20 protein-coding genes are annotated in these 22,349 nt (G+C 65.1%); 13 read left to right on the plus strand and 7 right to left on the minus strand.

Translation table 11 applies throughout. The features are described 5' to 3' along the window. Positions 1-6 precede the first annotated feature (6 nt). From ABIA65_RS17010 to ABIA65_RS17040, 7 genes are read left to right on the plus strand one after another with little or no spacing between them, the layout of a single operon-like run. Positions 7-225 (plus strand): ferredoxin, encoded by a 219-nt coding sequence (locus ABIA65_RS17010; protein WP_241401335.1) that lies wholly within the window; start codon positions 7-9, stop codon positions 223-225. Continuing rightward, positions 206-1,225: an LLM class flavin-dependent oxidoreductase gene (locus tag ABIA65_RS17015; RefSeq protein WP_354524282.1), complete on the plus strand. Its 1,020-nt coding sequence runs from the start codon at positions 206-208 to the stop codon at positions 1,223-1,225. The genes ABIA65_RS17010 and ABIA65_RS17015 overlap by 20 nt, the downstream gene beginning before the upstream one ends. Before the next feature lie 38 nt (positions 1,226-1,263). Continuing rightward, positions 1,264-1,722, plus strand: a complete 459-nt coding sequence (locus ABIA65_RS17020; RefSeq protein WP_354524283.1) for a nuclear transport factor 2 family protein — start codon at positions 1,264-1,266, stop codon at positions 1,720-1,722. Then, on the plus strand, positions 1,719-2,519 hold the full coding sequence (locus ABIA65_RS17025) for an alpha/beta fold hydrolase (protein ID WP_354524284.1): 801 nt from the start codon (positions 1,719-1,721) through the stop codon (positions 2,517-2,519). Before ABIA65_RS17020 ends, ABIA65_RS17025 begins: the two co-directional genes overlap by 4 nt. Before the next feature lie 4 nt (positions 2,520-2,523). Beyond that, positions 2,524-3,435 carry a DUF1028 domain-containing protein gene (locus ABIA65_RS17030; protein WP_354524285.1) on the plus strand — a complete coding sequence of 304 codons (912 nt, stop codon included), beginning with the start codon at positions 2,524-2,526 and terminating at the stop codon, positions 3,433-3,435. Continuing rightward, positions 3,432-4,619, plus strand: coding sequence for a M20 family metallopeptidase (locus tag ABIA65_RS17035; RefSeq protein WP_354524286.1), 1,188 nt, complete (start codon positions 3,432-3,434; stop codon positions 4,617-4,619). The genes ABIA65_RS17030 and ABIA65_RS17035 overlap by 4 nt, the downstream gene beginning before the upstream one ends. Positions 4,620-4,636: 17 nt before the next feature. Beyond that, positions 4,637-5,266 carry a TetR/AcrR family transcriptional regulator gene (locus tag ABIA65_RS17040; RefSeq protein ID WP_354524287.1) on the plus strand — a complete coding sequence of 210 codons (630 nt, stop codon included), beginning with the start codon at positions 4,637-4,639 and terminating at the stop codon, positions 5,264-5,266. Positions 5,267-5,269: 3 nt separating this feature from the next. Here the strand turns inward: ABIA65_RS17040 and ABIA65_RS17045 are convergent, their stop codons facing one another. Both ABIA65_RS17045 and ABIA65_RS17050 read right to left on the minus strand, forming a co-directional pair. Continuing rightward, positions 5,270-5,917: a GAP family protein gene (locus ABIA65_RS17045; RefSeq protein ID WP_241401328.1), complete on the minus strand. Its 648-nt coding sequence runs from the start codon at positions 5,915-5,917 to the stop codon at positions 5,270-5,272. Positions 5,918-5,981: 64 nt separating this feature from the next. Further along, complete coding sequence (locus ABIA65_RS17050) at positions 5,982-6,998, minus strand: alkane 1-monooxygenase (protein WP_354524288.1); 1,017 nt, start codon at positions 6,996-6,998, stop codon at positions 5,982-5,984. Positions 6,999-7,365: 367 nt separating this feature from the next. Here ABIA65_RS17050 and ABIA65_RS17055 point away from each other — a divergent pair, with 367 nt between their 5' ends. The 4 genes from ABIA65_RS17055 to ABIA65_RS17070 all read left to right on the plus strand — a co-directional run bounded on the left by ABIA65_RS17055 (position 7,366) and on the right by ABIA65_RS17070 (position 13,185). Next, positions 7,366-9,336, plus strand: coding sequence for a hypothetical protein (locus ABIA65_RS17055; RefSeq protein ID WP_354524289.1), 1,971 nt, complete (start codon positions 7,366-7,368; stop codon positions 9,334-9,336). A gap of 170 nt (positions 9,337-9,506) precedes the next feature. After that, positions 9,507-10,952, plus strand: coding sequence for a lipopolysaccharide biosynthesis protein (locus ABIA65_RS17060; protein WP_354524290.1), 1,446 nt, complete (start codon positions 9,507-9,509; stop codon positions 10,950-10,952). Between the two features lie 52 nt (positions 10,953-11,004). Then, positions 11,005-11,961, plus strand: coding sequence for a hypothetical protein (locus ABIA65_RS17065; RefSeq protein ID WP_354524291.1), 957 nt, complete (start codon positions 11,005-11,007; stop codon positions 11,959-11,961). 39 nt (positions 11,962-12,000) lie between these two features. Then, positions 12,001-13,185 carry a glycosyltransferase family 4 protein gene (locus ABIA65_RS17070; RefSeq protein ID WP_354524292.1) on the plus strand — a complete coding sequence of 395 codons (1,185 nt, stop codon included), beginning with the start codon at positions 12,001-12,003 and terminating at the stop codon, positions 13,183-13,185. A 21-nt stretch (positions 13,186-13,206) separates the two neighbouring features. Here the strand turns inward: ABIA65_RS17070 and ABIA65_RS17075 are convergent, their stop codons facing one another. From ABIA65_RS17075 to ABIA65_RS17095, 5 genes are all read right to left on the minus strand, one after another. After that, positions 13,207-14,439 carry a glycosyltransferase gene (locus tag ABIA65_RS17075; protein ID WP_354524293.1) on the minus strand — a complete coding sequence of 411 codons (1,233 nt, stop codon included), beginning with the start codon at positions 14,437-14,439 and terminating at the stop codon, positions 13,207-13,209. 66 nt (positions 14,440-14,505) lie between these two features. Then, the gene (locus ABIA65_RS17080; RefSeq protein WP_241401322.1) at positions 14,506-15,978 is read right to left on the minus strand and encodes a lipopolysaccharide biosynthesis protein; all 1,473 of its coding nucleotides are present in this window, start codon (positions 15,976-15,978) and stop codon (positions 14,506-14,508) included. Further along, positions 15,975-17,042, minus strand: a complete 1,068-nt coding sequence (locus ABIA65_RS17085; protein WP_354524294.1) for a GNAT family N-acetyltransferase — start codon at positions 17,040-17,042, stop codon at positions 15,975-15,977. The genes ABIA65_RS17080 and ABIA65_RS17085 overlap by 4 nt, the downstream gene beginning before the upstream one ends. Continuing rightward, positions 17,039-17,869 (minus strand): JmjC domain-containing protein, encoded by an 831-nt coding sequence (locus ABIA65_RS17090; RefSeq protein ID WP_241401320.1) that lies wholly within the window; start codon positions 17,867-17,869, stop codon positions 17,039-17,041. The genes ABIA65_RS17085 and ABIA65_RS17090 overlap by 4 nt, the downstream gene beginning before the upstream one ends. Further along, the gene (locus ABIA65_RS17095) at positions 17,866-18,939 is read right to left on the minus strand and encodes a GNAT family N-acetyltransferase (RefSeq protein ID WP_241401319.1); all 1,074 of its coding nucleotides are present in this window, start codon (positions 18,937-18,939) and stop codon (positions 17,866-17,868) included. Before ABIA65_RS17095 ends, ABIA65_RS17090 begins: the two co-directional genes overlap by 4 nt. A 399-nt stretch (positions 18,940-19,338) precedes the next feature. Between ABIA65_RS17095 and ABIA65_RS17100 the strand changes: the two genes are divergently transcribed. Continuing rightward, entirely contained in the window at positions 19,339-20,901 is a 1,563-nt protein-coding gene (locus tag ABIA65_RS17100) for a sugar transferase (RefSeq protein ID WP_354524295.1), read from the plus strand. 73 nt (positions 20,902-20,974) lie between these two features. Next, positions 20,975-22,234 carry a glycosyltransferase family 4 protein gene (locus ABIA65_RS17105; RefSeq protein WP_241401317.1) on the plus strand — a complete coding sequence of 420 codons (1,260 nt, stop codon included), beginning with the start codon at positions 20,975-20,977 and terminating at the stop codon, positions 22,232-22,234. The last annotated feature ends 115 nt before the right edge of the window (positions 22,235-22,349 follow it).

Below are 22,349 nucleotides of genomic sequence, written 5' to 3' on the forward strand. Positions count from 1 at the left end.
GACATCGTGCGCCTGATAGTCCGATCCGAACACTGCATGGCCAATGGAAGCTGCCAGCGCGCGGCGGGTGAGGTCTTCGGAAACACGCCCGAGGGCTGGGTGACGCTGCTCGACGAACGGCCCAGAGCGGAGCTGCACGCCGCTGTTGTGCGCGCGGCTGACACGTGTCCCGTTGGAGCAATTGAGATCGTCGAGGAAGCAGGAGATGACAACGTTGAGCGCTAACACCGAGGTCGACGGCAGGCGGCTGGGAGTTCTGCTGGGCAGCACCACGCCCCCGGAGGATATTGCGTCGCTGACGCAGTGGGTGGAGGCCAACGGATTCGGCGAACTGTGGATCCCCGAGGACTACTTCTTCCTCGGCGGTATCGCGGCCTCGGCGATCGCGTTGAGCGCCACCGAGCGTATCCGTGTTGGCATCGCGGTGGTGTCCTCCATGGTGCGGCACCCCGCGCTGCTCGGCATGGAGGTCGCCACGCTGGCTCGGGCCTTCCCCGGCCGTTTCGCACCCGGCGTCGGACACGGTGTGCCGGCCTGGACCGCGCAGATGGCATTGACGGTGCGGTCGCCAATGAGCGCGCTGCGCGAGACGCTGACGGGGTTGCGCGCACTGCTCGATGGCAAGACGGTGAGCGCGGAGGGCAACGTGCACTCCTTCGGGGAGGTGACCCTCACCCACCCCCCGGCCGAAAGGGTGCCGATCTACACCGGTGTGCTCGGCGACAAGGGCATCGCGCTCACCGGGGCGCTGGCCGACGGGTTGGTGGTCAGCGTGCTGGCCACCCCCGAGTACGTCGCTGCGACGCGCGCCAAACTCGACGCGGCCGCCGCCGAGGCGGGTCGTCAGGAGAGGCCCGAAGTCGTTGTGCTGTGCGCCATCAACGTTACTCGCGACCCTGCCGAGGCCGCGGCCGCACGTGAACAGATCAAACCCGCGCTGGCGTTCTATCTGGCCGCGTCGGGGCCCAATCCGCTGCTCGGTTCGATAGGCGGTAACGAGCAGCTCTCCGACATGCTGTCTCGCGGCGGGGCTGAGGTGGTGCTCGCCGAGATGCCCGAGCACTGGGTGGACGCACTCTCGGTGACCGGCACGCCGCAGCAGGCGGCCGCGGCGTTCAGCCGCCTCTTCGACGCGGGCGCCGACAAGGTGATCGTCGTGCCGATCGTGGAGGCATCGGGCCGGGAGTCATTGGCCGCTGTCGCATCAATTCTGTCCAATTCCTAACTCACGCAGATCTTTCACACAGAAGACAGGGAACCAATATGACTGAGTCGGATTCCGCCGCGATACTCGCGGTGCACAACGCCTGGCTGGCCGCCAACGTGGACCTCGTCGCCGAGTCGATGCTCGGTTTCTTCCCGTCGGGTGATGACACCTATCTCCAGTTCAACCTCAACGGATTCACCTATCACGGTGCCCTGGACAAGGCGCGGTTGTGGCGCAACCTCAACGGTATTGGGGCACAGATCAGCCGCATCGGTGACACCGCAGCACCGGTCGTGCAGGTGTTCGGCGACGTCGCGCTCCTCACGTCGGAGGGGGAGTGCGAGATCATGCTTCCCGCACCCTCCGGTGTCCTGGAGAGTTCCGGTGTGGTGAGGTTCCGCAACACCGAGTTCTACCGCCGCGACGACGGCGAGGGCTCGCCGGACTGGCGGATCTGGCACATGCACGTCAGCGAGGCCGCCGCCGCGGATGCGCTGAAGTACGCCACCGAATGACCGCCGTGTTCGAGTCCCGAACGGTTCCCGGTCCGTCCGGGCCGCTGGCCGTCACCCACTCGGGTGGGAATGCCGGGCGCACCGCGGTGGTACTCGTGCACCCCATCAACACGGCGGGCGTGGTCTGGCGCCAGGTGATGCCTGCGCTGGACCTACCGGTTGTCGCACTAGATCTGCGTGGGCACGGTCGGTCCGGTCTGCGCGGCCCATTCACCATCGAGGAGGGCTACGTCCCAGACGTGCTCGCTGTGCTGGACACCCTTGGGCTCGACACCGTGCACCTGGTGGGCGGCTCGCTGGGCGGTTCGATCTCACTGGCGCTGGCGGCATTACACCCGCAACGAGTGCACAGCGTGACCACCTTCGGTTCGACGCTCGGCACAGGCGTGCCGCAGGCCGCGATCGAGCAGATGGTCGCCGAGCTGGCAGCGGTTGGTTCGCAGCGGTACTTCGCGGACCTGGTGCCCAAGGTCGTCGGGCCCGCGTACCGCGGCGCACCGAGCCTGGACGAGACGATCAGCGCCGCGGGTGGCCGCCCGGAACCCACCGTTGCCGCGATACTGCGGGCCGCGTTCGCGGCGGACATCCGCCATCTGGCGAGCCGGGTGCAGGCACCGGTGCTCGGGGTCGGCGGCACGGCGGACCCGACGTGTCCGCCGGAGATGACCGAGGAGATCGCGGCTGCCACGGGAGGTGTCCCCGTGGTCCTCGACGGTATCGGGCATCTACCGATGGTCGAGGCGCCAGCGCGCGTCGCCGAGCTGATCAACCAACACACCGCAGCAGAAGACAGGTGAACCCGTGACGTACTCGATTGTCGCCCGCGACCCCTCGACCGGCGAACTCGGCATCGGCTCGCAGTCTCACTTCTTCGGTGTCGGCCGGCTGGTCGGCTGGGGAGAGAGCGGCGTTGGAGTCGTCGCGACCCAGGCGTTCGTTAACATCGACTACGGGCCACACGCAGTCGACGCCATGCGATCTGGCTTGTCGGCGCGGGAGGCTGTCGACGCGGTGACGGCGGCTGACCCGCTCAGCGCCTACCGGCAACTGGGTGTCGTGGACGCAACGGGGTTGGCGGTGTCGTACACCGGCGAGCGGTGCGCGCCCGCGGCGGGCGGTCTGGTCGGCGACGGGGTTGCGGTGCAGGGCAACATGTTGGCCTGTCCGCAGGTGTACCACGACATGTTGTCCGCCTATGCGGACTCCAAAGGTGAACTGGCGGAACGGATCCTGGCTGCGATGGCGGCCGCCGAGGCCGCCGGTGGAGACATCAGGGGTTCCCAGTCGGCGGTGCTCACCGTGTTCGGCGCCCAACGCTCCGAGCGCCCGTGGCAGCACGTTCTGGTCGACATCCGGGTGGACGATCACGCCGACCCGGTGGCCGAGTTGGCCCGCCTGCTGCCCCGGCAGCGGGCGTTCGACGTCATCGGCGACGTCATCTTCGCGCAGGATCTGATGATCGGTCCCTATCGGAACGTCGCACCGGACACGCTGCACGACAAGCTGTCCAGTCTCTCGGATGCCGCTGATCTACTCGGTCCCGACAATCGAGAGGCACAGTTCTGGAGGGCCGTGCTGATGGCTCGCAGCGGCGACCGCGACGGCGCGCGCGGACAGTTCGCCGAGCTGTTCACTCATCGGCCGGCACTGCGAGAGTTCCTGGTGGGCATCGGACCTCTCGGTTTCCTCGATGACGTGGCGGGCTACCTGTGACGACCGCGTGCGCGGCGGCGTCGGCCGTGGACGAGTCGCGCTGCGCCGAGCTGACCGCCGCGATGGTGCGGTGCGACACCCGAAACCCGCCAGGGGATGAGACGGCGATCGTTCCGTTGCTCGCCGACGTGCTGGCCGGCCTCGGCGCTCGCACCGAGGTCTTCGAGCCGGCGCCAGGGCGCACATCGGTGTTGGCAACGGTCGCGGGCGCCGGCCGCCCAGCGGCGGGGCGCCGGCCGGTACTGCTGATCAACGGCCACCTCGACGTCGTCCCCGTGGTCGAGGACGACTGGACGCTGCCGCCGTTCGGCGGTGTGCTTCGCGGCGGCCTCCTATACGGGCGCGGAGCCTGCGATATGAAGGGCGGTATCGCCGCGGCCATCGAGGGTATGCGGGCCTGCTTCGACGCAGGCGAGCCGCCACGGTGCGATGTGGTGTTTCACCTCGTGGCCGATGAGGAGACGGGCGGTCGCTGGGGTACCGAGGCTCTGATGAGGGCCGACCGAATAGCCGCAGATGCCGCGATCGTGCCGGAACCCAGCGAGCTTCGGGTCTGTGTCGCCGAGCGGGGTGTGCTACTGGCTGAGATCACCGTGACCGGTCGTGCCGCGCACGGCAGCGATCCGGCTGTGGGCCGGTCTGCGGTCGCCGACGCGGCGCGGCTGGCAAGTGCACTGCACCAAGCCGACTTCGGCGGCACGCCGCATCCGCTGCTGGGCAGTCCGACCTGCAATGTCGGCGTGATCCGTGGCGGCACCGCGCCCAATATCGTTGCCAGCTCGTGCATTCTGCGGGTGGACCGGCGGGTGCTGCCAGGACAATCCGAGCGGCAGGCGCTGGCTGAACTGTCCGCCCTGATGCACCGGTTGGTACCCGATGTGGAGTGCACCGTCGAGGCACTGGCGTTCGCGGAGGCCTCTGAGTTGGAGGCTGACCACCCCTTCGTCGGTCTGGTGCAGTCCGCGGCCGAGTCCGCCCGGCCCGTGCGCGGCCTCTTCCTGGGGACCGACGCCCGGTTCCTGCGCAACCAACTGGGCATTCCCACGGTCGTCTACGGCCCCGGTTCTATGACGGTGGCCCACAGCCATGACGAATACGTCGCGGTGGCCGAACTCGCGGAGGCGTCACGGACCTTCGCAGGAGTCTTCACTCGCTTTGGTGAGCCATTATTCAACAAAGATTGAAATGATACCGTCGGGATATGGCCTCACCAGCGCAGACAACGAGGAAGAGGGGCAGGCGTCAAGGCGAGCCGGTATCACGCGACGTGGTCCTGGCCGCCGCGAAGGAGCGATTCGCCCGCGACGGCTATGACAAGACGACGCTGCGCGCGATTGCCCGCGATGCCCACGTCGATCCGTCGATGGTGCTCTACCTCTTTGGTTCCAAGGCGGATCTGTTCCGGGAGTCGCTGCGGCTGATCGTGGACCCCACCCTGCTGGCGGCGGCCATGGCAGGGGATGCAGGCACGATCGGCGAACGCCTGGTCACGCAGTATCTGCGTATCTGGGAGGCGCCCGAGACGGCGTCGAGCATGGCCGCGATGCTGGCATCGGCGACCTCGAACTCCGATGCCAATGAGGCGTTCCGGACGTTCATGCGCTCCTACGTTCTGACCGCGGTCTCGGACGTGATCGGTGGCGGCGAGCAGGCGCGGTTGCGGGCGATGCTCGCCGCGACGAGCCTGGTTGGCACCGCGCTGATGCGCTACGTGATGAAGGTGCCGCCCCTGGCGACCCTGCCCGCCGAGGATGTGATCAGGGTGCTGGCGCCGACCGTGACGCGCTACCTCACCGCCGACGCCGACGAGCTGGGGCTGCCGGACCTGTGAGGGCTACATGCCGTGAATGCCCTTGTACAACACCAGAAGACCGATAACCACGAGGATGGCGGCGACCAGGGTTGCGTGCTGGCGCTCCATCCAGTCCTTGAGCCGCGCCAACGGCTGATCGAGCCGATCCCCGGAGACGGCGTACGCCAGGATCGGCAACGCCACCGTGGATGCGGCGACCGCGACGTAGACCAGCTCGGCGAGCCATACCCCCTGCCTGCCGAGCCCCTCGGCGCCGATCGCCAAACCCGCTGCGGCACAGATGAACAGCACCTTCGGGTTGACGACGGTGAGCGCAGCGGCGGTGATCAGGGCGCGCGCCGGAGTGATCGTGGTCAGGCCGCTCATCCACTTCGGTGTGTGCGTTGACCGGTGGCGCGCCAGCCAGCGGTAGACACCGAATGCGATGAGCGCGGAGCCGACGACCACGCGTAGCCACGACGCCCAGCTCGGCGGCTTGTCGAGCCCGCCGAGGAGACCGGACACCTCGACGAAGATCGTCGTGAGAACGACTAGGCCGATCAGCCAGCCCAGAAGAAACGCCAGGCCGGTGGGCCTCGGCCTCGCCGAGTGCAGCACCAGCACCGCGGGGATGATCGACAGCGGCGACAGCGCGACGACCAGCGCGAGCGGTATGAGTTCGGTGAGCATCGCGGTCAACCTAGCAAGCGGACCGAGCTTTCTTGTCGAAGCCGGACTACTTTCTCGACCGTGCCTACACCTCGGCCCTCAGCGGATTTCGGGGGAACTGGCTCACCTCGGCGACACGTGGGTCCATCACGCGCCGCCACACGGGCGGTATCAGAGCGAGCAGGATCATCGTGGCGTAGCTGAACGGCAGCTGCGGCGCCTGTTCGTGATGGCGCAGAATTTGATAGCGGCGCATCGGGTTGGCGTGGTGATCGGAATGGCGCTGCAGGTGGTAGAGAAACACGTTGGTGACGATCGCGTTGCTGTTCCAGCTGTGCGACGGGGTCACCCGCTCGTAGCGGCCGTCGGGTAGCTTTCGCCGCGTGAGTCCGTAGTGCTCTACGTAGTTGACACTCTCCAACACGCAGACACCGACTATGGCCTGGCCGACAAGCCACGGCAATACGGTGGGGCCGAACCAGGCCGCAAGCACGACGCCCGTCGCCAGGCACAACAGCCAGCCCCGCAGGATCGTGTTCTGTGCGCCGTAGAAAGATTTGTGTCTGCGCGCCAACCGTTTCCGCTCGTATGTCCACGCGAAGCGGATGCCCCCGAACACCGATCGAGGAACGAAACGGTAGTAGCTGTCACCCAATCGGGAAGTGGTCGTGTCCTCGGGTGTCGCGACGCGAATGTGGTGACCGTGCTGGTGCTCGACGATGAAGTGCGCGTAACCAGTCTGCACGAGTGCGAGCGTGGCCAACCGCCGCTCGGTGCGGCTGCGCTTATGACTCAGCTCGTGGGCGGTGTTGATCGCGATACCGCCGACGATGCCCACCGTCACCATCAGCCCGAACTTGTCGACGACGGTCATCGATAGCCAGCCCCCGCCGGCCCAGAGCCAGCAGGCAAATATTAACGCCAGGTACTGATTTGGCAGATAGCAGTAGGTGGCCCACCGGTAGAACCGATCGTGCTCGATGCGCTCCAGGATGTCCTCGGGTCGGTCTTCCGAGTCGGAGCCGACAAGGCGGTCGAGCAGCGGTATGACCCCGAAGGTGATCACCAGTCCGGTCCACCAGAACACGCTCAGGTCGGTCATGCGAACCAGGAGCCACGACAGCGGGATCATTCCGGGCACCGTCGCACCGAGCAGCCACAAATACCGCGGCCCAGGCCCGGGTCGAGTTTCTCCGCGAAGGTGCTGCGCGTCCCCATGCCGCGGGTTGGCGGCTACGCCACGAAGAGATGACACTGTTTGAGCCTGCCCGTCTAGATACTTTGCGAAAAGTGCAATTGGCGGTGATGTTAGTTATGTCAAGAGTCCGGTGCGTGCATTTACAGCGAATCACGCCTGAGACAAGAGTCACTGGTCAACATCATATGAGTCCGCTCGCCGTAATCATTGACGGCGTTGTATAGTCCCTGCGACAAACAAGGACACAGCTCGATGGGAAAAGTAGCCAAATATGGAGATCTCTGCACGTTCCTGGTTCGCAGCCGGCATGGCGCTCACGACAGCCAGCACCCTCGCGTTTGCACCATTGGTGCTACCTGGCGGTGAACGGGCGCTACCGATCGTCTCCTCGCCCAATGTTCGGCTCACCGCCGCCATCGATCCGGCGGACGTCCAGGCGCTCATCGCCAACCTGCAAGCGACGCTCAACGACGTCACGCGGACGGTCGAGGCCGTGTCCCTGGCTCCAGGGAACTCGCTCGTCGACGTGCTGACGCGCGCCAACGCCGTGAACGCCGAACTGTGGAACGGCTTGATCAACGCAACTGACTCCGTGCAGCTTCGCGGACTGCTCAGCGCGCTCAGCGCCAACTCGGTCGGCAACTTCAACGAGCTCATAACCACCGTCGGCGCCCTGAACAGCGATATCGCGATGCTTCCCGCGCAGATCGCCGAGACCATCGGCTACGCGATAACCGGCTCACTGACCGCGGCGCTGGGTGCCATCACAAACCTGATCAACCAGCCGTTGGCGGCGTCCAGCTACACCGGGCTGGCCAGCTCGGCCCTGCAGCAGGTGATTGTGGTGGGCCAGGGTGTGCTGCAGACAGTGGACTGGACCGGGCAGGCGGTTCTCAACACGGCCAATGCCGTTGTGGACGGGCTGTGGGAGCAGATTCCAGGGGCCCTGTACGGGCTCAATGACGTGCTTTACCGGGCCGCTGAAGAGTCGGACAGCGCCGTCGTGGATGCCGTGATCGCCGCGGTTCAGGGATTGGTGGTCGCGCCCGCCGCCGCCGTCTCCAACGCCGCCTTGGGACTGGCCTCCAGCGTCGTCAATGTGGGTGTCGGTGGATTCGAGACCGTGATGAAGTCCGGCGCCTGGGTGTTGGCGTACCCGTTCTACGCCACGCAGGACGCCTTGAAGACCATCGGGGCCAAGCCGTTGGATCCGGCTTCCTACACCACGGCGCTGGCTCAGCTCATCGGCGGCGGGTTCAACATCGGCAACGAACTGGTCACCGCCGGTGCCGATTTGCTCACGCTGCCGGTCCGGTTCGCCTCTGATCTGAACACCAACATCGCGGACACGATCGTGAGCCTGTCCAACGCGGTAGGGGAGATGGCCTCCGCCGTCCTTCACGCAGCCGGTCTTCCTGCGGATGTCGCGGCCCTGCCCACGACGCTGAGCACCGAGGTCACGGCGGCGGTCCGTGCCGCGCAGAAATTCGTCGACACCAACCTTCTCTCGTCCGTTGACGGGCTGATCGACAAGGTTGAACACGGGTTGCTCGGCGCGTCGTCCACCATCCAGGACGCCGTCAACAAGGCCCTGGGAGCGACTAACCTGCCGGACTCGAACACCCGCACCGACTGGGGCTACAAGCCGTTCTCCTGGGCCGCCGAGCAGAAGGCCGTCGAGCAGAAGGCCGCCGCGGAGGAGGTCGTCGCGGAGGAGGTCGTCGCGGAGGAGGTCGTCGCGGAGGAGGTCGTCGTCGACAAGCAGGCCGTCGATTCGGAGCTGAATGCACTGCCCGTAGCCGCGATTTCGGCGGATCCCGGAACCGAGCAGGAGTTGGCACCCACGCCGGGCGATGTCGTGGCAGCCCCCGCTGAAGCGGGTTCGTCGGACACGAACAACGACCCTGCCGGCTCTGAGTCCGCCACCGATGACACGGCGACCGAGAGTCCGGCACCCACGGGCCGGCACCGCATCGGTGCCAACGACCGCGGCGTATCGGTGGATTCACTGCTCAAGCAAGCACGGGAGGCCAAGAAGGCCGAGCGTGAGGCCAAGCAGGCCGACCGCGAAGCCAAGCAGGCTGAGCGGGAAGCCAAGCGGGTCCAGGTTCGTGACCGTCTGAGCGCGGGCCAACCGGGGGCCGACGCTGAGCGCGGCGCGGTGAAGAGCGATCCCGGAACCGGAACGTCGAAGAGCAGCGATGGTGCGCAGGGCAAGTCCGACGGCGACAAGGCTGCCTGACTCCGATACGGGAGTGCCGGCCATAACGTGACCGCACTCCCGTACCGTGGCGCCGTGATCGGCGAGGAAAGTGGGCAGTAACCGTGGCGGCTGGGGAGTCCTCGGACGGTACGGAGCTTGCCGCTCGGCAAGCCGGGACCGTTTCTGAGGAGACGGATTCTGCGGGCTCGGTGGCTCGTTCCGGCCGGCAGGCGGCGTGGAACTATCTGGTCTTCGGACTGAGCAAGAGTTCGACGTTGATCATGACGGTCGTCGTCGCCAGAGTGCTGACACCCGCAGAGTTCGGGTTCTTCGCCTTGGCGTTGTTGGTCGTCAACCTGTTCGACTACATCAAGGACATGGGTGTCGGCGCCGCGCTGGTCCAGAGCCCGTCCGATTGGCGGCGGTTGGCGCCAACGGGCCTGACCCTGTCGATCCTGTTCGGGGTGGTCGCCGGCGCGGTGTTGGCACTGACCGCGCCGCTGAGCGCCGCCGTGCTGGGGAACCCCGAGCTGACCCCGTTGATTCGGGTTCTCGCCATTGCGCTGGTGCTCAATGCCTTGAGCACGGTCCCGTCGGCTCTGCTGCGCCGTAATCTCGATTTCCGCCGACGCCTCATCCCCGAGGTCTCCGGTGCGATCGTGAAAACGGTGCTGACGATTGGCCTGGCGCTGTCGGGGTATGGCGTTTGGAGTTTGGTGTACGGCCAGCTCGCCGCCGTACTCGTGATGTGCGTGGGCTATTGGTGGGTGGCGAAGCCGATGACCACGACGTGCGGATTCGATCGCCGTGAGGCTGCCGCGCTGGTTCGCTTCGGATTGCCTGCGACGGCGGCGACATTGGTTGCCTACGCGATCTACAACGTGGACTACCTGGCAATCGGATCCCGTCTCGGTGAAACCGAACTGGGGCTCTACACGCTGGCCTATCGGGTCCCAGAATTGGTGGTCTTGAATCTGTGCGTCGTGATCAGCGACGTCCTCTTCAGCGCACTGTCCCGGATGCAACACGACAGGCCGGCGCTGGCGGAGCACTACGGCCAGGTGCTCACGATGGTCGTCACGCTCACGGCTCCGATCAGCATCACGCTCGCAGTGGCAGCGCCGGCAGTGGTCGAGGTGCTGTACGGCGACAAATACGGCGGAGTCGCCGCGCCGCTGGCAGTGATATCTCTTTACACCCTCCTGTATTCCGCGTCGTTCCACTCCGGCGATGTGCTGAAGGCAATTGGCCGACCAACCGTCCTTACGGTAATCAATGTGGCCAAGCTGGCAGTGATGATCGGTCCGATCTGGTGGGCGGCGGGGCACAGCCTGATGATGGTCGCGTGGGTACTCGTCGCACTGGAATTCGTGCACTTCTGTATCCGCATCGCCATCGTCCGGGCACTGGCCGATGTTCCCTTGCGATTGGTGCTCGTGGCAGTGGTCAAGCCGATGCCCGCGACCGCTGTCGCGGCGGCAGCGATGTTCGGCGCCATGCAGGTCATCTCTGTCTGGCCTGCGTTCGCCGTCGTGCTGGTTGTGTCCCTGGTGGGGTTGATCACCTATATCGCTGTGCTCAGGCTTACGGCACCCGACGTAATCGCGTTGGTGCGAACGATCGTACGTTCGCGTGGTGGCGAACAGGAGTGCTGACTGCGATATGAGAAGTGTGGTGGACGCATGTTTGAGGATTCCTCGGATCAGCGTGCTGCTCGCGATCGGATTGATGTTGCTCGCGTGGCCAGCGCTCGGATGCGAGACCGAGAATGTCTTGCTGCGAACGGCATCGCAGCCGTTTGACGCGGCCAGTCCTTGGCGGTCTCCGTTACCGGCGAATCCCTCGGTCCACCCGGACAGCGGTGCGATGGTGGCGCACCTGACACGTGACAACGGCGTCTATGCAAACCTGGTGGAATACGGGATTCCCATCTACTACGCGAATGCACAGACCCCGCGCCACGAAGTGCCGTGCACCGTAACGACTTGGGGGCCATGCGCGTTCGATGGGCGTTCGGTGCCTATCCCCGAAGGGGCACGCCCGCATCATGGTTCGGATGGCGCGCTGGTGGTCATCGACGAATCGGCGGGCCTAGTCTACGAATTCTGGCAAGCGGTGCACGATGACGCAGGCTGGACGACCAGTTGGGCGGCGGTGACACCGTTGGGCGGATCGGGCTGGGGCGAAGGCGGTGCCAGCTCACCGCGCGCCGGGATCACCGGAGCCGGAACGGCATCCGGAGCCTCCCGGCTCGGGGGTGTCATTCGGTTGGCGGAGATCTCTGCTGGTGACATCCCACACGCGTTGGCGCTGCAGACCGACAACGCCTGCGCCGATGTCTTCTGGTCTCCCGCCACGAAGACTGACGGTGGGTCACATCGCCCCGATTGTGTGCCAGAGGGCGCCCGGCTCCAGCTCGACCCCGCCATTGCGCTCGACGAATTGGAGTTGACGCCGGGCGAGCGGGCGGTGGCTCGCGCGTTGCAGAAGTACGGCGCCTACATTGTGGACAAGGCCGGGGCGCCGTTGAGCATGAGCTTCGAACTCGATCACAATGACCAAGGCGCACGGGGTACGGTGTACGAAAAAGCTGGTTTCAGATGGGATTACGATGATATGCCGGGCATTCCCTGGGGTCAGCTCCGTGTCTTGGCGCCTGCCTGACGACCCGTCGAGATGCTACCCACTGAATGGGGCGTGGTTGTGAAACGCATCGTCTTGGTGGAGTTTCCGCCATCCGGTGGCTTGTTCCAGTTCGCACTGCAATTGGGCGAGGCGCTGGCCAAGGACGGCGACCGAGTGGACGTGGTCACGGGCCCGTCACCGGAACTGGATTCCCGCGTTTCGGGATGCCGGGTGCGCAGTATTCTGCCGACCTGGCATCCCACAGCGGGGGCGGGTGCACCCGAGTGGTGGCGCAAGGCTCGACGCGCGGTCCGCGGTGTTCAGCATGCCCTGGCGTGGCTGATTCTGATCGGCTACCTGGCCGCGACCCGGCCCGACATCGTGGCGTGGTCCTCGTGGCGGTTCCCCGTTGACGGGTGGGGAGTGCGGGTGGTTCGGCGACTGCTGCCCAGGGCGACATTGGTGCTCGTTGCCCACGAGCCCCGACCCCTTGTCGAACAACCCGGGCACGACGGCATGTACAAGACCTCGGCGGCGACGCGTGGTGCGCTGGCGGGAGCCTATGCCGTTCTCGATGTTGTCTACGTACTCGGTGATTCAGCGAAGCAGGTAGTGACCGAGGTCTGGCCGACCACCGCGACGGTTCGGGTCATGCCGCATGGCGACGAGGGAATCTTCGCCGGGGCCGAGCTGCCGGAGGTGTCGAGTACCCAACCTGTCGCGCTGGTGTTCGGCACGATCACGAACTACAAGGGGATCGACACTCTGTGTGCCGCATGGCCGGCGGTGCGCGCCCGCGTGCCCACCGCCCAACTCGTGATAGCGGGGGCGCTCAGTGCCGATGTCGATGAGAACGGGCTGCGCAATGAGGTCGCCGGGTTGGACGGCGCGGAGTTGCACGCCGGCTACATCCCGGTGGCGGAGGTCTCAAGCCTTTTCGCGCGTGCACGCTGTGTTGTCCTGCCGTACAAGCGGAGTAGCCAATCCGGAGTTGCCCACCTCGCCCACACCCTGGGCCGTCCGGTGGTCGCTTCGCGCGTGGGCGACATACCGTCCGTGGTCATCGACGGAGTATCGGGCCTGCTGGTCGAGCCGGAGGACCCGGTGTCGCTGGCAGCTGCAGTGGTCCGACTCCTCACGGATCAGGACTATGCGCACGGATTGGGGCGGGAAGGCTGTCGCGCGCTCGCCGATCGGGCGTCCTGGGATCAGGTGGCGGCTGCCTTTCGTGCCGGGCTGCCGGAGCGCACTCCACCTGACTGATGGTGTCGACGCCGGCGGGTGTTACCGGGTCTCGGTGACGAACTGCTCGAAGAGGTCAGCCAAAGTCCCGACGTTGCGGTCCAGGTCAAATTCCTGCTCGACGAGGCTGCGACCGCGGCGGGTGCAGCGCTGCGCCAGATCAGGATCGGTCATCATCGATTCCAGCGCGTCGGCCAGTGCCGCGGAATCGCCTGCAGCTGCGAGCAATCCGGTGACCTCGTTGACGATGATCTCCGGGATACCCGACAACTCGGTGGAGACGGTGGGCACACCGGAGGCCAGGGCTTCCATAAGCGCCACCGGTAGGCCCTCCATCTGGCCATCCCTGGCGATCACACTGGGAAGTACGAAAAGATCTGCATCTGCGAGGGCCTGAGCCACGTACGCCTCGTCGCGGGCGCCGAGGAATCGCACCCGATCGGTCAATCCGAGCGAGGCTGCCTGCTGGCGGAGTTGGGTCTCCAGATGGCCGGCCCCGATGAGGTCGAGCCGGATGCGCGATGTCTGTGGGCCACCCGTGGCGAGCGCTTCAAGCAGAAATCGATGTCCTTTGTACTCCTGCAGCGAGGCCACGCATAGCACGGTCACGGGGCCGCTCCGCGGAATTGTGCGTTCGCGGAACCTGTATCGGGACAAGTCAATTCCGCAGTGGACCACCTTGATCGGGGTGCCACTCGCGTTGAGGCCGCTCAGAATCTCCTCATTGAAACGCGAGATCGTGACCACGAATCGGGCATCCGTGACCTTTGTCCGCAGCATCGAATCATCCACGTAGAGGTCATGAGCATGGGCCGTGAAGCTGTATCCGACGTCGGCGAGGCGGTGGCAGACCCACGCGGCCAGTGCGGGGTAGGTGGCGTAGTGGGCGTGTATGTGCGAGATAGCGGGATTCCCCGCGATGTGCCGTGCGTGGGCGCACGCCAGTACCAGGGTGATGACTGCCCGGACCAGGATTCTCGGCCGCCGGCGGTGTTCGCGCAGCACTGTGGAGACCACGTCGAGTAACGCGCGTGGCCGCCGGCGCAGTGCCCACAGCAGGCCGCCGATTCCCGCCCGAAGGTCGGGACGCAGGAGCATCGCGGTCCATCGCCGCGCAACTTCGTGGTGGACGGTATCGGGTGAGGGGAAAAGCGAGTACAGCTCCAGGTCGAACGTCCCACGCAGGCGGAGGGCATCGAGTTCGCGCACGATGAACGTTTCGGACGTTTGGGGAAACCGGGATACCAGGTACGCGATACGGGTTCTATTCGTCATGCTGAGTGCCTATGTGAGTGACGCATCGCGGTGACCACAGTGGATAAGTGTACGAATCAACTCGGGTCATGACCGACTGAGGGCATGACGGACAACGGTGCGCACCTCCGGAATTGCGTCTCGACCGCCGATCACCAGACCTGCGGCGGCCCCGACGACGCTGGCAGCCACTATTGCAGCCAGCGATCCTAGCCCCGCGTCGGTGAACAGCCTGACAGGAAGGGCCAGCGCCACGATTCCCACCGCTACGCAGAGTGCCGGCCGCATGGCAGAGATTCCCGTTCGCACAGAGGTTTTCGCCAATCGGCAGCCCAGGACCAGCCGCAGCGGACCGTATAGCACGGTGAACATCAGGTGCACCGTGGCGACTGCCGCGATGCCGTGTGGGGACGCGGCCACGAAACCGCCGACCAGCAGGACGGTCAATGGCAGGTTGATGGCCAGTAGCAGGCCGGGACGCCCCACGGCTGGGAAGATGTCTCCCGAGGCGTAGCCGATTGAGTCGAGTGCCATCGCCAGGCTCAGTATCGTCAGCGGTGCTACCACTGGGAGCCATTGGGGTCCAAGAATGCTGGTGACGACGTCACGCGATGTCAAGGCCAGCACGGTGCCGACGGTGAATCCGAACAAACACGACAGGCGCAGCACCTTGAGCATCGTCTCGCCAAGATCGCTGGCATCGAGGCGGTGAGTTCTGGAGAACACCGGGAACGCGACGCTGGAGAACACCCAGTACGCGGCGCCCAAGATCATCTCGGGTATCCGGTAGGCAAGGTTGTAATAGCCCAGCTCGGTGGGTCCCAAGCGGTTTCCGACCACGAGATAGTCGGAGTTCATGCCGATCTCGGACACCACCTTCAGTGCGGTGACCGCGAGGCCGAACTGCAACATGGCTTTTGCCACTGTGCGATCCAGACGAAGTCTGGGTCGAAACGGGACCAGTACCCAGTTCAACACCGAACCGGTGACTTCACTGGCCAGTATCCCCCAGACGATGGCCCAGGCTCCGAAGCCGGTGAGAGCCAGCGGAATCGACACTGCCGCCCGGGCGATACCTCGGCTGATCTCGACCGCGGATCGCCGACGGTAACGCAGATCCCGCTTGAGGATTGCATCGTGTACCTGGGAGACCCCGCGTAGCAGCAAGAACAGAAACAGTGCCCGGTATATCGATTCCTGCCCCGGGGTGTGGAAGAACGCGGCCAGCCAGGGCGTCGCAACCCAGCCGAGGACGGTCAGTGCCACACATCCGATGACCCCCATGGTGAATGCGCTGTTGAGCCGTTCGGTAACCCCATCTTCCTGTTCGTAGATCACCGCCGCGCCGATCCCGAGATCGAGGATGATCTCCATGTAAGCGACCACGGCGAGTGCGGCGGCAACGACGCCGAAATCCTCGGGAACCAACAGCTTTGCCAACAACAGTGTTGTCACGAAAACGGTGATGCGGGTGGAGGCGAACCCCAGGCCGGCCCACAGCAGGCTCTTCACGGCGGTGCGGCCGAGGTCCGAGGCCGGCTCCGGGAGATCCGACCTCACGAGAGCCGAGCCTCGGATCTGTCACTGTCCAGCAACCGCTTAACGGCTTCAGCGGCAACTCGGGGAGTGGTCCGCGCGACGCGCACCCGGGTGTCGTTCAGCACAGTGTCGCCGCGAAGCGCCTTCCACTCCTGCTCGCCGCGCAGGAAGTCGATCGTGTCGCAATTCTCGACGCCATTGCAGAGAATCCAGTCGCGCAACGCGGTGCCAGCCGACTGCAACACGCTCGGGCGCAGTCCGCTGCAGTACAGGTACGCCGTTGAACGCCATGTCAGGATGTACAGCAGTGCTGCGTCGACACCGCCGACCGTGAGCCGTGCGATGTGTGCCTGACGGCTCTCGCTGAGCGAGCGGGCGGCAGCGCGGTGAAACTGGCGGCGTTCGGCGGTGGCGAAGACCACGGATCGGTCCCCGAACCGCTGCTGATGCAGAGTCATCAGTTCATCGAGCAGTTCCGGCACACGGTGCGGGTCGGACACCAGTTCGACCGTGCCGCAGTTATTCTCGACGATGTGTTGAACCCGTCGTAGTCGTCGACGGGCCCACTTTCCGAGCGCGGGTGCGCCGTCGGCCACCCGGGCCGTCCGGATCGGCACGGGTTGGTCGGCACGAACCACGAATCGAGGCCGATGCATGATCGAACGCAGCGCGGCAGGCAGGGGGCTGTCCCCGGCCATCACCGCCAGATCCAGTAGATCCCAGTCGCGGCGCTCTGCGAGATGGCGGGCGATCGCACCGGCCACCGCGTGGCGATCCTCGGGAACCGCCACGACATCAAGGTGATCGGGGCAACTCCACTGCGATCCCGCGACACCGAGGGTACGAAGCCCGCCGGTGTTGACGACCTCGATCGGCAGCAACCCGACCACCACGCCAGCTCGCAGACACGCCAGCACCTCGGCAGATTCGACGAGTCCTGCCACCCCGGCCATCGTCGAGTACCACTGCTGGGACAGGAAGGGGGTGGGGACCGCTCCGCGAGACTGCAGGCGCCCCCAGTCGGCGAGTACCGGACCCCCGATGGGAAGGCGCTCCACCTGCAGAGTCGCCGACTGGTCCGTCATCTCCGCCACTGCATCGCTCGTTGCAGAGCACGCGTTGTCAGCGACTTCATCTGGTCGACGCGAGCGTTTGTGCCGGGTGGGCTGGGGCTGAGTCCGAGCCTGCGGAGCCGGGCGTTGAGGAACACTGCGTTGTCGAAGGTGTCACTGCGGTTGGTGCGGAACGTCACCGATAGTGAAATCGACGGGTCGTCGAAGACCTCGACATAGTGGGGGCAGTTCGGCGGAACGTACACCCCGTCCCCAGGCTCGAGGTGGAACGTCTGCGGCTCATTCGGGAGGAACGGCAAATAGCGGTGTCCACCCCGTTGCTTGAGTTCCATCTCGCGCTGCTGCGAAGCGCTGTCCGGCCAGCCGCCGATCGTGATCGCCTTGCTTCCCCGAATCTGCAGCAGGAAGTTCTGCTCGGCGTCGTAGTGCGTTGGTGTGATCGATCGGTGCGCCGACACGAAGACGAATCCCTGTTGGTTATGCGGGGTATCGCCATCGCGCTGTGAGTCGGGAACATCGGCCAGGCAATCCAGAAGCAACCCGCGGTAAGGGGTGGCCTGTTCGATGTTCTTGATCGCCATCCAGGTGCCGAGAAACCCCGGTGTGCGCAGGATTTCAGAGGCAGACGCGTCACTTCTCGCCGTCGGCGCGGCGTAGTGCAACGTGGGCAGTGCTCCGAAGTTGTGTTCGACGGCATCTGCCGGTAGCTGATCGGTCAGCCGCGCCAGCGCCTCGGCGCCCAGCAAGTCGTTACCGACGAGGTGGTGTCGAATCCGGAACGGTTCGCGGTCGAGGTGGATCCGCCACTGTTCGGCATCGATGTCGAGGATTCGGCTCACCCGGCCTCCCCGGAGGAGTGCCGGCGTGTGGACATCGCTGCGAGCGCGTCGATCGGCGATCGTGTTCGGCCGGGTAGCGGCACAAGCAAGGTCGCCAGTCTGCGGCGGCCGGTCCACATTCTGTTAATGGTCTCATTGTCGGGATCGGCGCAGGAGTCGACCAACCCGGAAGCCGGGGGTGTGTTGAGCAGTGTCGTGGCTTCGATCATCAGCTGGCGACCCGGGGAGTACGTGGCAAGGCGTTCGTCGTAGGCGGTCTTGAACCAGTACCGGTGCCCACCGGATTGCAGCACGCACAGCATCGCGACGGCACGACCATCGGCCTGCAGTGAGAGAAACCGGATTCGTTCACCGAGCGCCGCTTCATCGCACATCGAACGGAAGAACGCTTCGTGTGCACAGGCGAGTGCACTGCCTCCGGCGCCCTTCCAACCGGAGGCTTCGAGGTCCAGAAAGGCAGCGACGGTGGCAGTGTCGGCGCTCAGGTCGGCGACGGTCAGGCGGGCGTCCAGTTTCTCTTCCAGTCGCCGGCGCATTCGTCGTAGGTCTTTCACATGCTTACCGCGAAGCCCGATCGCGTCGGTCGTGTCCAGGATGGCGGCACGTTGATAGGGGCGATCGGCATGCACACGGGTGCCACAGCGCTGCGCGGCCACTGCCAGTCCGGAATGTAGGCCTTCGCCCACCGGGCAGTCGTCGAGCACCAGCAGGTCACCCCGATGGGAATCGGCGAGCAGGGTGATAAGAGCCTGGCCCGCTCCAGCAGGATCGGCGCCGTCGAGCAGAGGCGCGCCAAGGAAGGCATAGGGATGCTGCCAGGTGCGGATTGTCTGTAGCGGAAGTCTCTTCCAGTAGCGGCCGCGCCATACCGGAAGACAGGCATCGATTCGCGACTCGTCTCCGCACACGGCCAGCGCCAGCGAGTCAGGCGCCCGGAGGTGTCGGACTGCCGAGAGGAAGAACTCTGGCTCATGGCAGGGGTTGGGCTCCGTCGCTCGCGTCGCTAATTCCGCCCAGGCATCGACGAGGCGCGGGGTGATCTGTTCGAGGGGAACGATGCGACCACGCACCAGGGTCAAGCTACCCGATCGGAGCATCTGCGGGGGGTTGGCGGCTCGGTGTCCGCGCGGAGCCAGTCCAATTGTGATGTGACCAACCCCTTTGATTGCTCATTTTGCACCACCGGGAGCAAACAACGCTCTGTGCCTATCATCGTCCCATGGTGGTCTAGATCTTGCTAGTACGTTCCAGGCAATCTCAAACAACTTCATTCACTGAACATAGGCGCACATCACAGGAGTATATGAGGCTGAGGCCCCGCTGTTAGCAAGTAGTTGCAAACTAACTGAATCTGCACTATGACGTAGATCACGCTCAGTTGCACTAGGGCAATGTTGTCCCATGGGTTAATTTATGAAAATTAGCTGAAACTGCACCACCGGGAACAAAAGAAAGCGCAGTGATCGTCGATGTCCACTGGCCTGCCCACTGGTCTGCCCGCGGATTTGCCCGCGGATGTGCCGCACCCCTTTAGTGCGTCGGCAGACGGCGCGGTCGGCCGACTACTGAGCAGTGCGAGCGCGGGTGTCGTCGACGGCGGCCTTTGGCGACGCCAGTACCGCCGGCGGATGCTCATCGTCGACGCCGTGGCCATCATCGGCGCTGTACTGCTCGCCCACGTGGGCCGGTTTGAGTTGTTGGCCGAGGATGGCCCACAAGCCGATTCGGCCTCGGCCAAGGCCGCAGTGCTCTCGGTACTGCTGGTCGCGGCATGGTTCATTGCACTGGATGTGGTGCAGTCCCGGGACATCTCGCTTGTGGGGGTGGGTAGCGAGGAGTACCGCAGGGTGGTGTCAGCCACCGCATGGGTATTCGGCTTGGTCGCGGTGTGCAGCCTGATCGCGCAGACCCAGTTCTCCCGCGGCTACCTGGTCATTGCGCTCCCGGTCGGCCTGGTGGGCCTGATTGGCGGACGGCACCTTCTGCGCCGCAACCTTGGCAAGAGGCGCGCGCGCGGTGAGTTCATGACGCGTGTCGTCGTGCTGGGGATGCCCGATTCGATCTCGGTGCTCTGCGACTACCTGTCGCGTTCCACGCCGGCCGGATACCAGGTGGTCGGCGTCTGCATTCCCGAATTCGAGGGTGCGCCAGGCCAGTTCCTCACCGTCCCCGGCGGCTCGCTTCCGGTGCTCGGTGACCAGCATTCGGTGGAGATTGCGCTGCGACTGACCAACGCCGACGCGCTAGCGGTCACCGCGGTTGAGCAGCTGGGGCAAGACAACATGAAAAAACTTGCCTGGCAACTAGATTCACTTGACATCGACATGATCGTGGTTCCCGGAATGGCCGATGTCGCCGGTCCCCGGCTCAAGCTGCGGCCGATCGACAATCTGCCGCTGTTCCACATCGCCCGTCCGCGTTACGACGGGCCGTCATCGCTGGGCAAACGCATGTTCGACCTCGTCTTCGCGAGCCTAGTCCTGGTGGCGGTCATTCCGATCATGATCGCGGTTGCGGTCGCGATCAAGCTGGAGAGTGCTGGACCGGTGTTCTTCCAACAGCAGCGAGTCGGTCAGCACGGCAAGCGATTCCGAATTCTCAAGTTCCGGACGATGGTGGTCGGTGCGGAGTCGGTGCAGGACGGAGAGCGTGCCGCGACACAGTCCGGCGATACGGTCTTCTTCAAGTCCGCCTCAGACTCCCGGATCACCCGTGTTGGCCGTGTCTTGAGGGCCACCAGCATCGATGAGCTGCCACAGCTCTTCAACGTCGTGGGTGGTTCGATGAGCATCGTCGGGCCGAGGCCACTAGTGCCCGGCGAGGGCGAGTCGGTTGTGCATTTCGTACAGCGCCGGGCCTTGGTCAAGCCCGGTATGACAGGCCTGTGGCAGGTGTGCGGGCGCTCGGATGTCTCGGAGGCCGAGCGAATCAGGCTCGACCACTCCTATGTCGACAACTGGTCTAGCGTGCAGGACCTGATCATCATCTTTCGGACGATCCGCACAGTCCTCAAACGTGAGGGAGCCTACTGACAACGGGCATGCGTCAGAACAGGTTTCGCTGCGCAGCGCCCAAGTCTGTCAGAACCGATCGAATGGAGTCCACGTGCCACAGTCGGCCGCTCTGCTGAGTGCGGTACAGCCCTACCCGGCTGACGCCGGGAAGAAGGTCGTTCTCGCCGGCTTCGTCGAGTACCTGGTCGACCGGCTGGGATCCGAGAATGTTCACTACATTCTCGTCGGTGGTGCACCTGCCCCCAAATTTCCCACCCGGCTGCACCGGATACCCGGGCCCAGCGTGGCCGCCGCCCTCGGCAATGTCATGAGCAGGGCGGCGACCGGGCGTGCGAGCCTGCAGGAGTCCCTGTTGCGTAGCCGAACCGTCGGCACCATGATCAGCCGCACCCTTGACGGGGTTCGGGCAGATCTGGAGATCTACGACACCATCCGGATGGGTCAGTATGCGCAAACCTCGGCATCGGCCCAGCAAATCTGCTACCTCGACGATTTGTTCTCGCAGCGGTACGAATCGATGCTTCGAGCCACGCGGACGTTTCCTGATGTGGACATCGCCCCACTCGGGAACTTCGCTACCCACGTTCCGGCGCGATTGCGGCCGCTGGCGACCAACAAGGTGAGCCAAGAGCTGCTGTTGAGAGCTGAGCGGCGGCTGGTACGGTCCAGCGAGGACGCTAGCGCTGCGCAGTTCTCCTCTGTTCTCTTGATGAACGAGTCCGAGGCCGCACTGCTGCGTGGCCGCACCGATAGCCCCAACGGCCGGGTGCGGTCGGTACCTCCACTTATCAACGAGCCCACATTCTTTCGTGACTACCGCGGTGCGCCCGAGTTCGTCTTCCTGGGGCTGTTGAGTCTGCCGCACAACGATGACGGACTCCGAGCGTTCCTCACCGACGTGTGGCCCAAGGTGAGATCCGCCCAGCCGCAAGCCGTATTGCGCGTCATCGGAAAGGACCCGCGGCCCGGTCTGCTCGATGAAGTCGCACGGCACGGCGACAGTGTGGTTCTGGAGGGCTACGTCGATGACCTGGGAGCGCTTCTGGGCCGAGCGGCAGCGTTGATCAACCCGCTGCGATTCGGCTCGGGGATCAAGTTGAAGATCATCGAGGGTCTCGGCCGCGGGGTTCCCATCGTCTCGACGACCATCGGCGCCGACGGCGTCGCTGTCGGCGCCGACCAGGGGGTTCTAGTACCCGACGACAACGACGAGATGGCCGACCTGTTACTCGATCTGACGCGAATGGACCGAAACACCGAACTCGCCGCTGCCGCGCGCGAACACTTCCGCCGATGCTACGCACGGACGGCGGTATACGACTGCTACGACAGGGCTTTCGGCCTGGGCTGAGGAACGACCGGTGCGCGGCGAACCCGGATGCCTTGGTTGGGACTTTCGGGGGTTAGCTGTGGATTAGAGTGTACCCAGGCGCGGAGGTGGAGCTTGCCGGCGTGTTATCGCGTTG

The sequence above is a fragment of the Mycolicibacterium sp. 624 genome, assembly GCF_040548615.1.
Taxonomy (GTDB): domain Bacteria; phylum Actinomycetota; class Actinomycetes; order Mycobacteriales; family Mycobacteriaceae; genus Mycobacterium.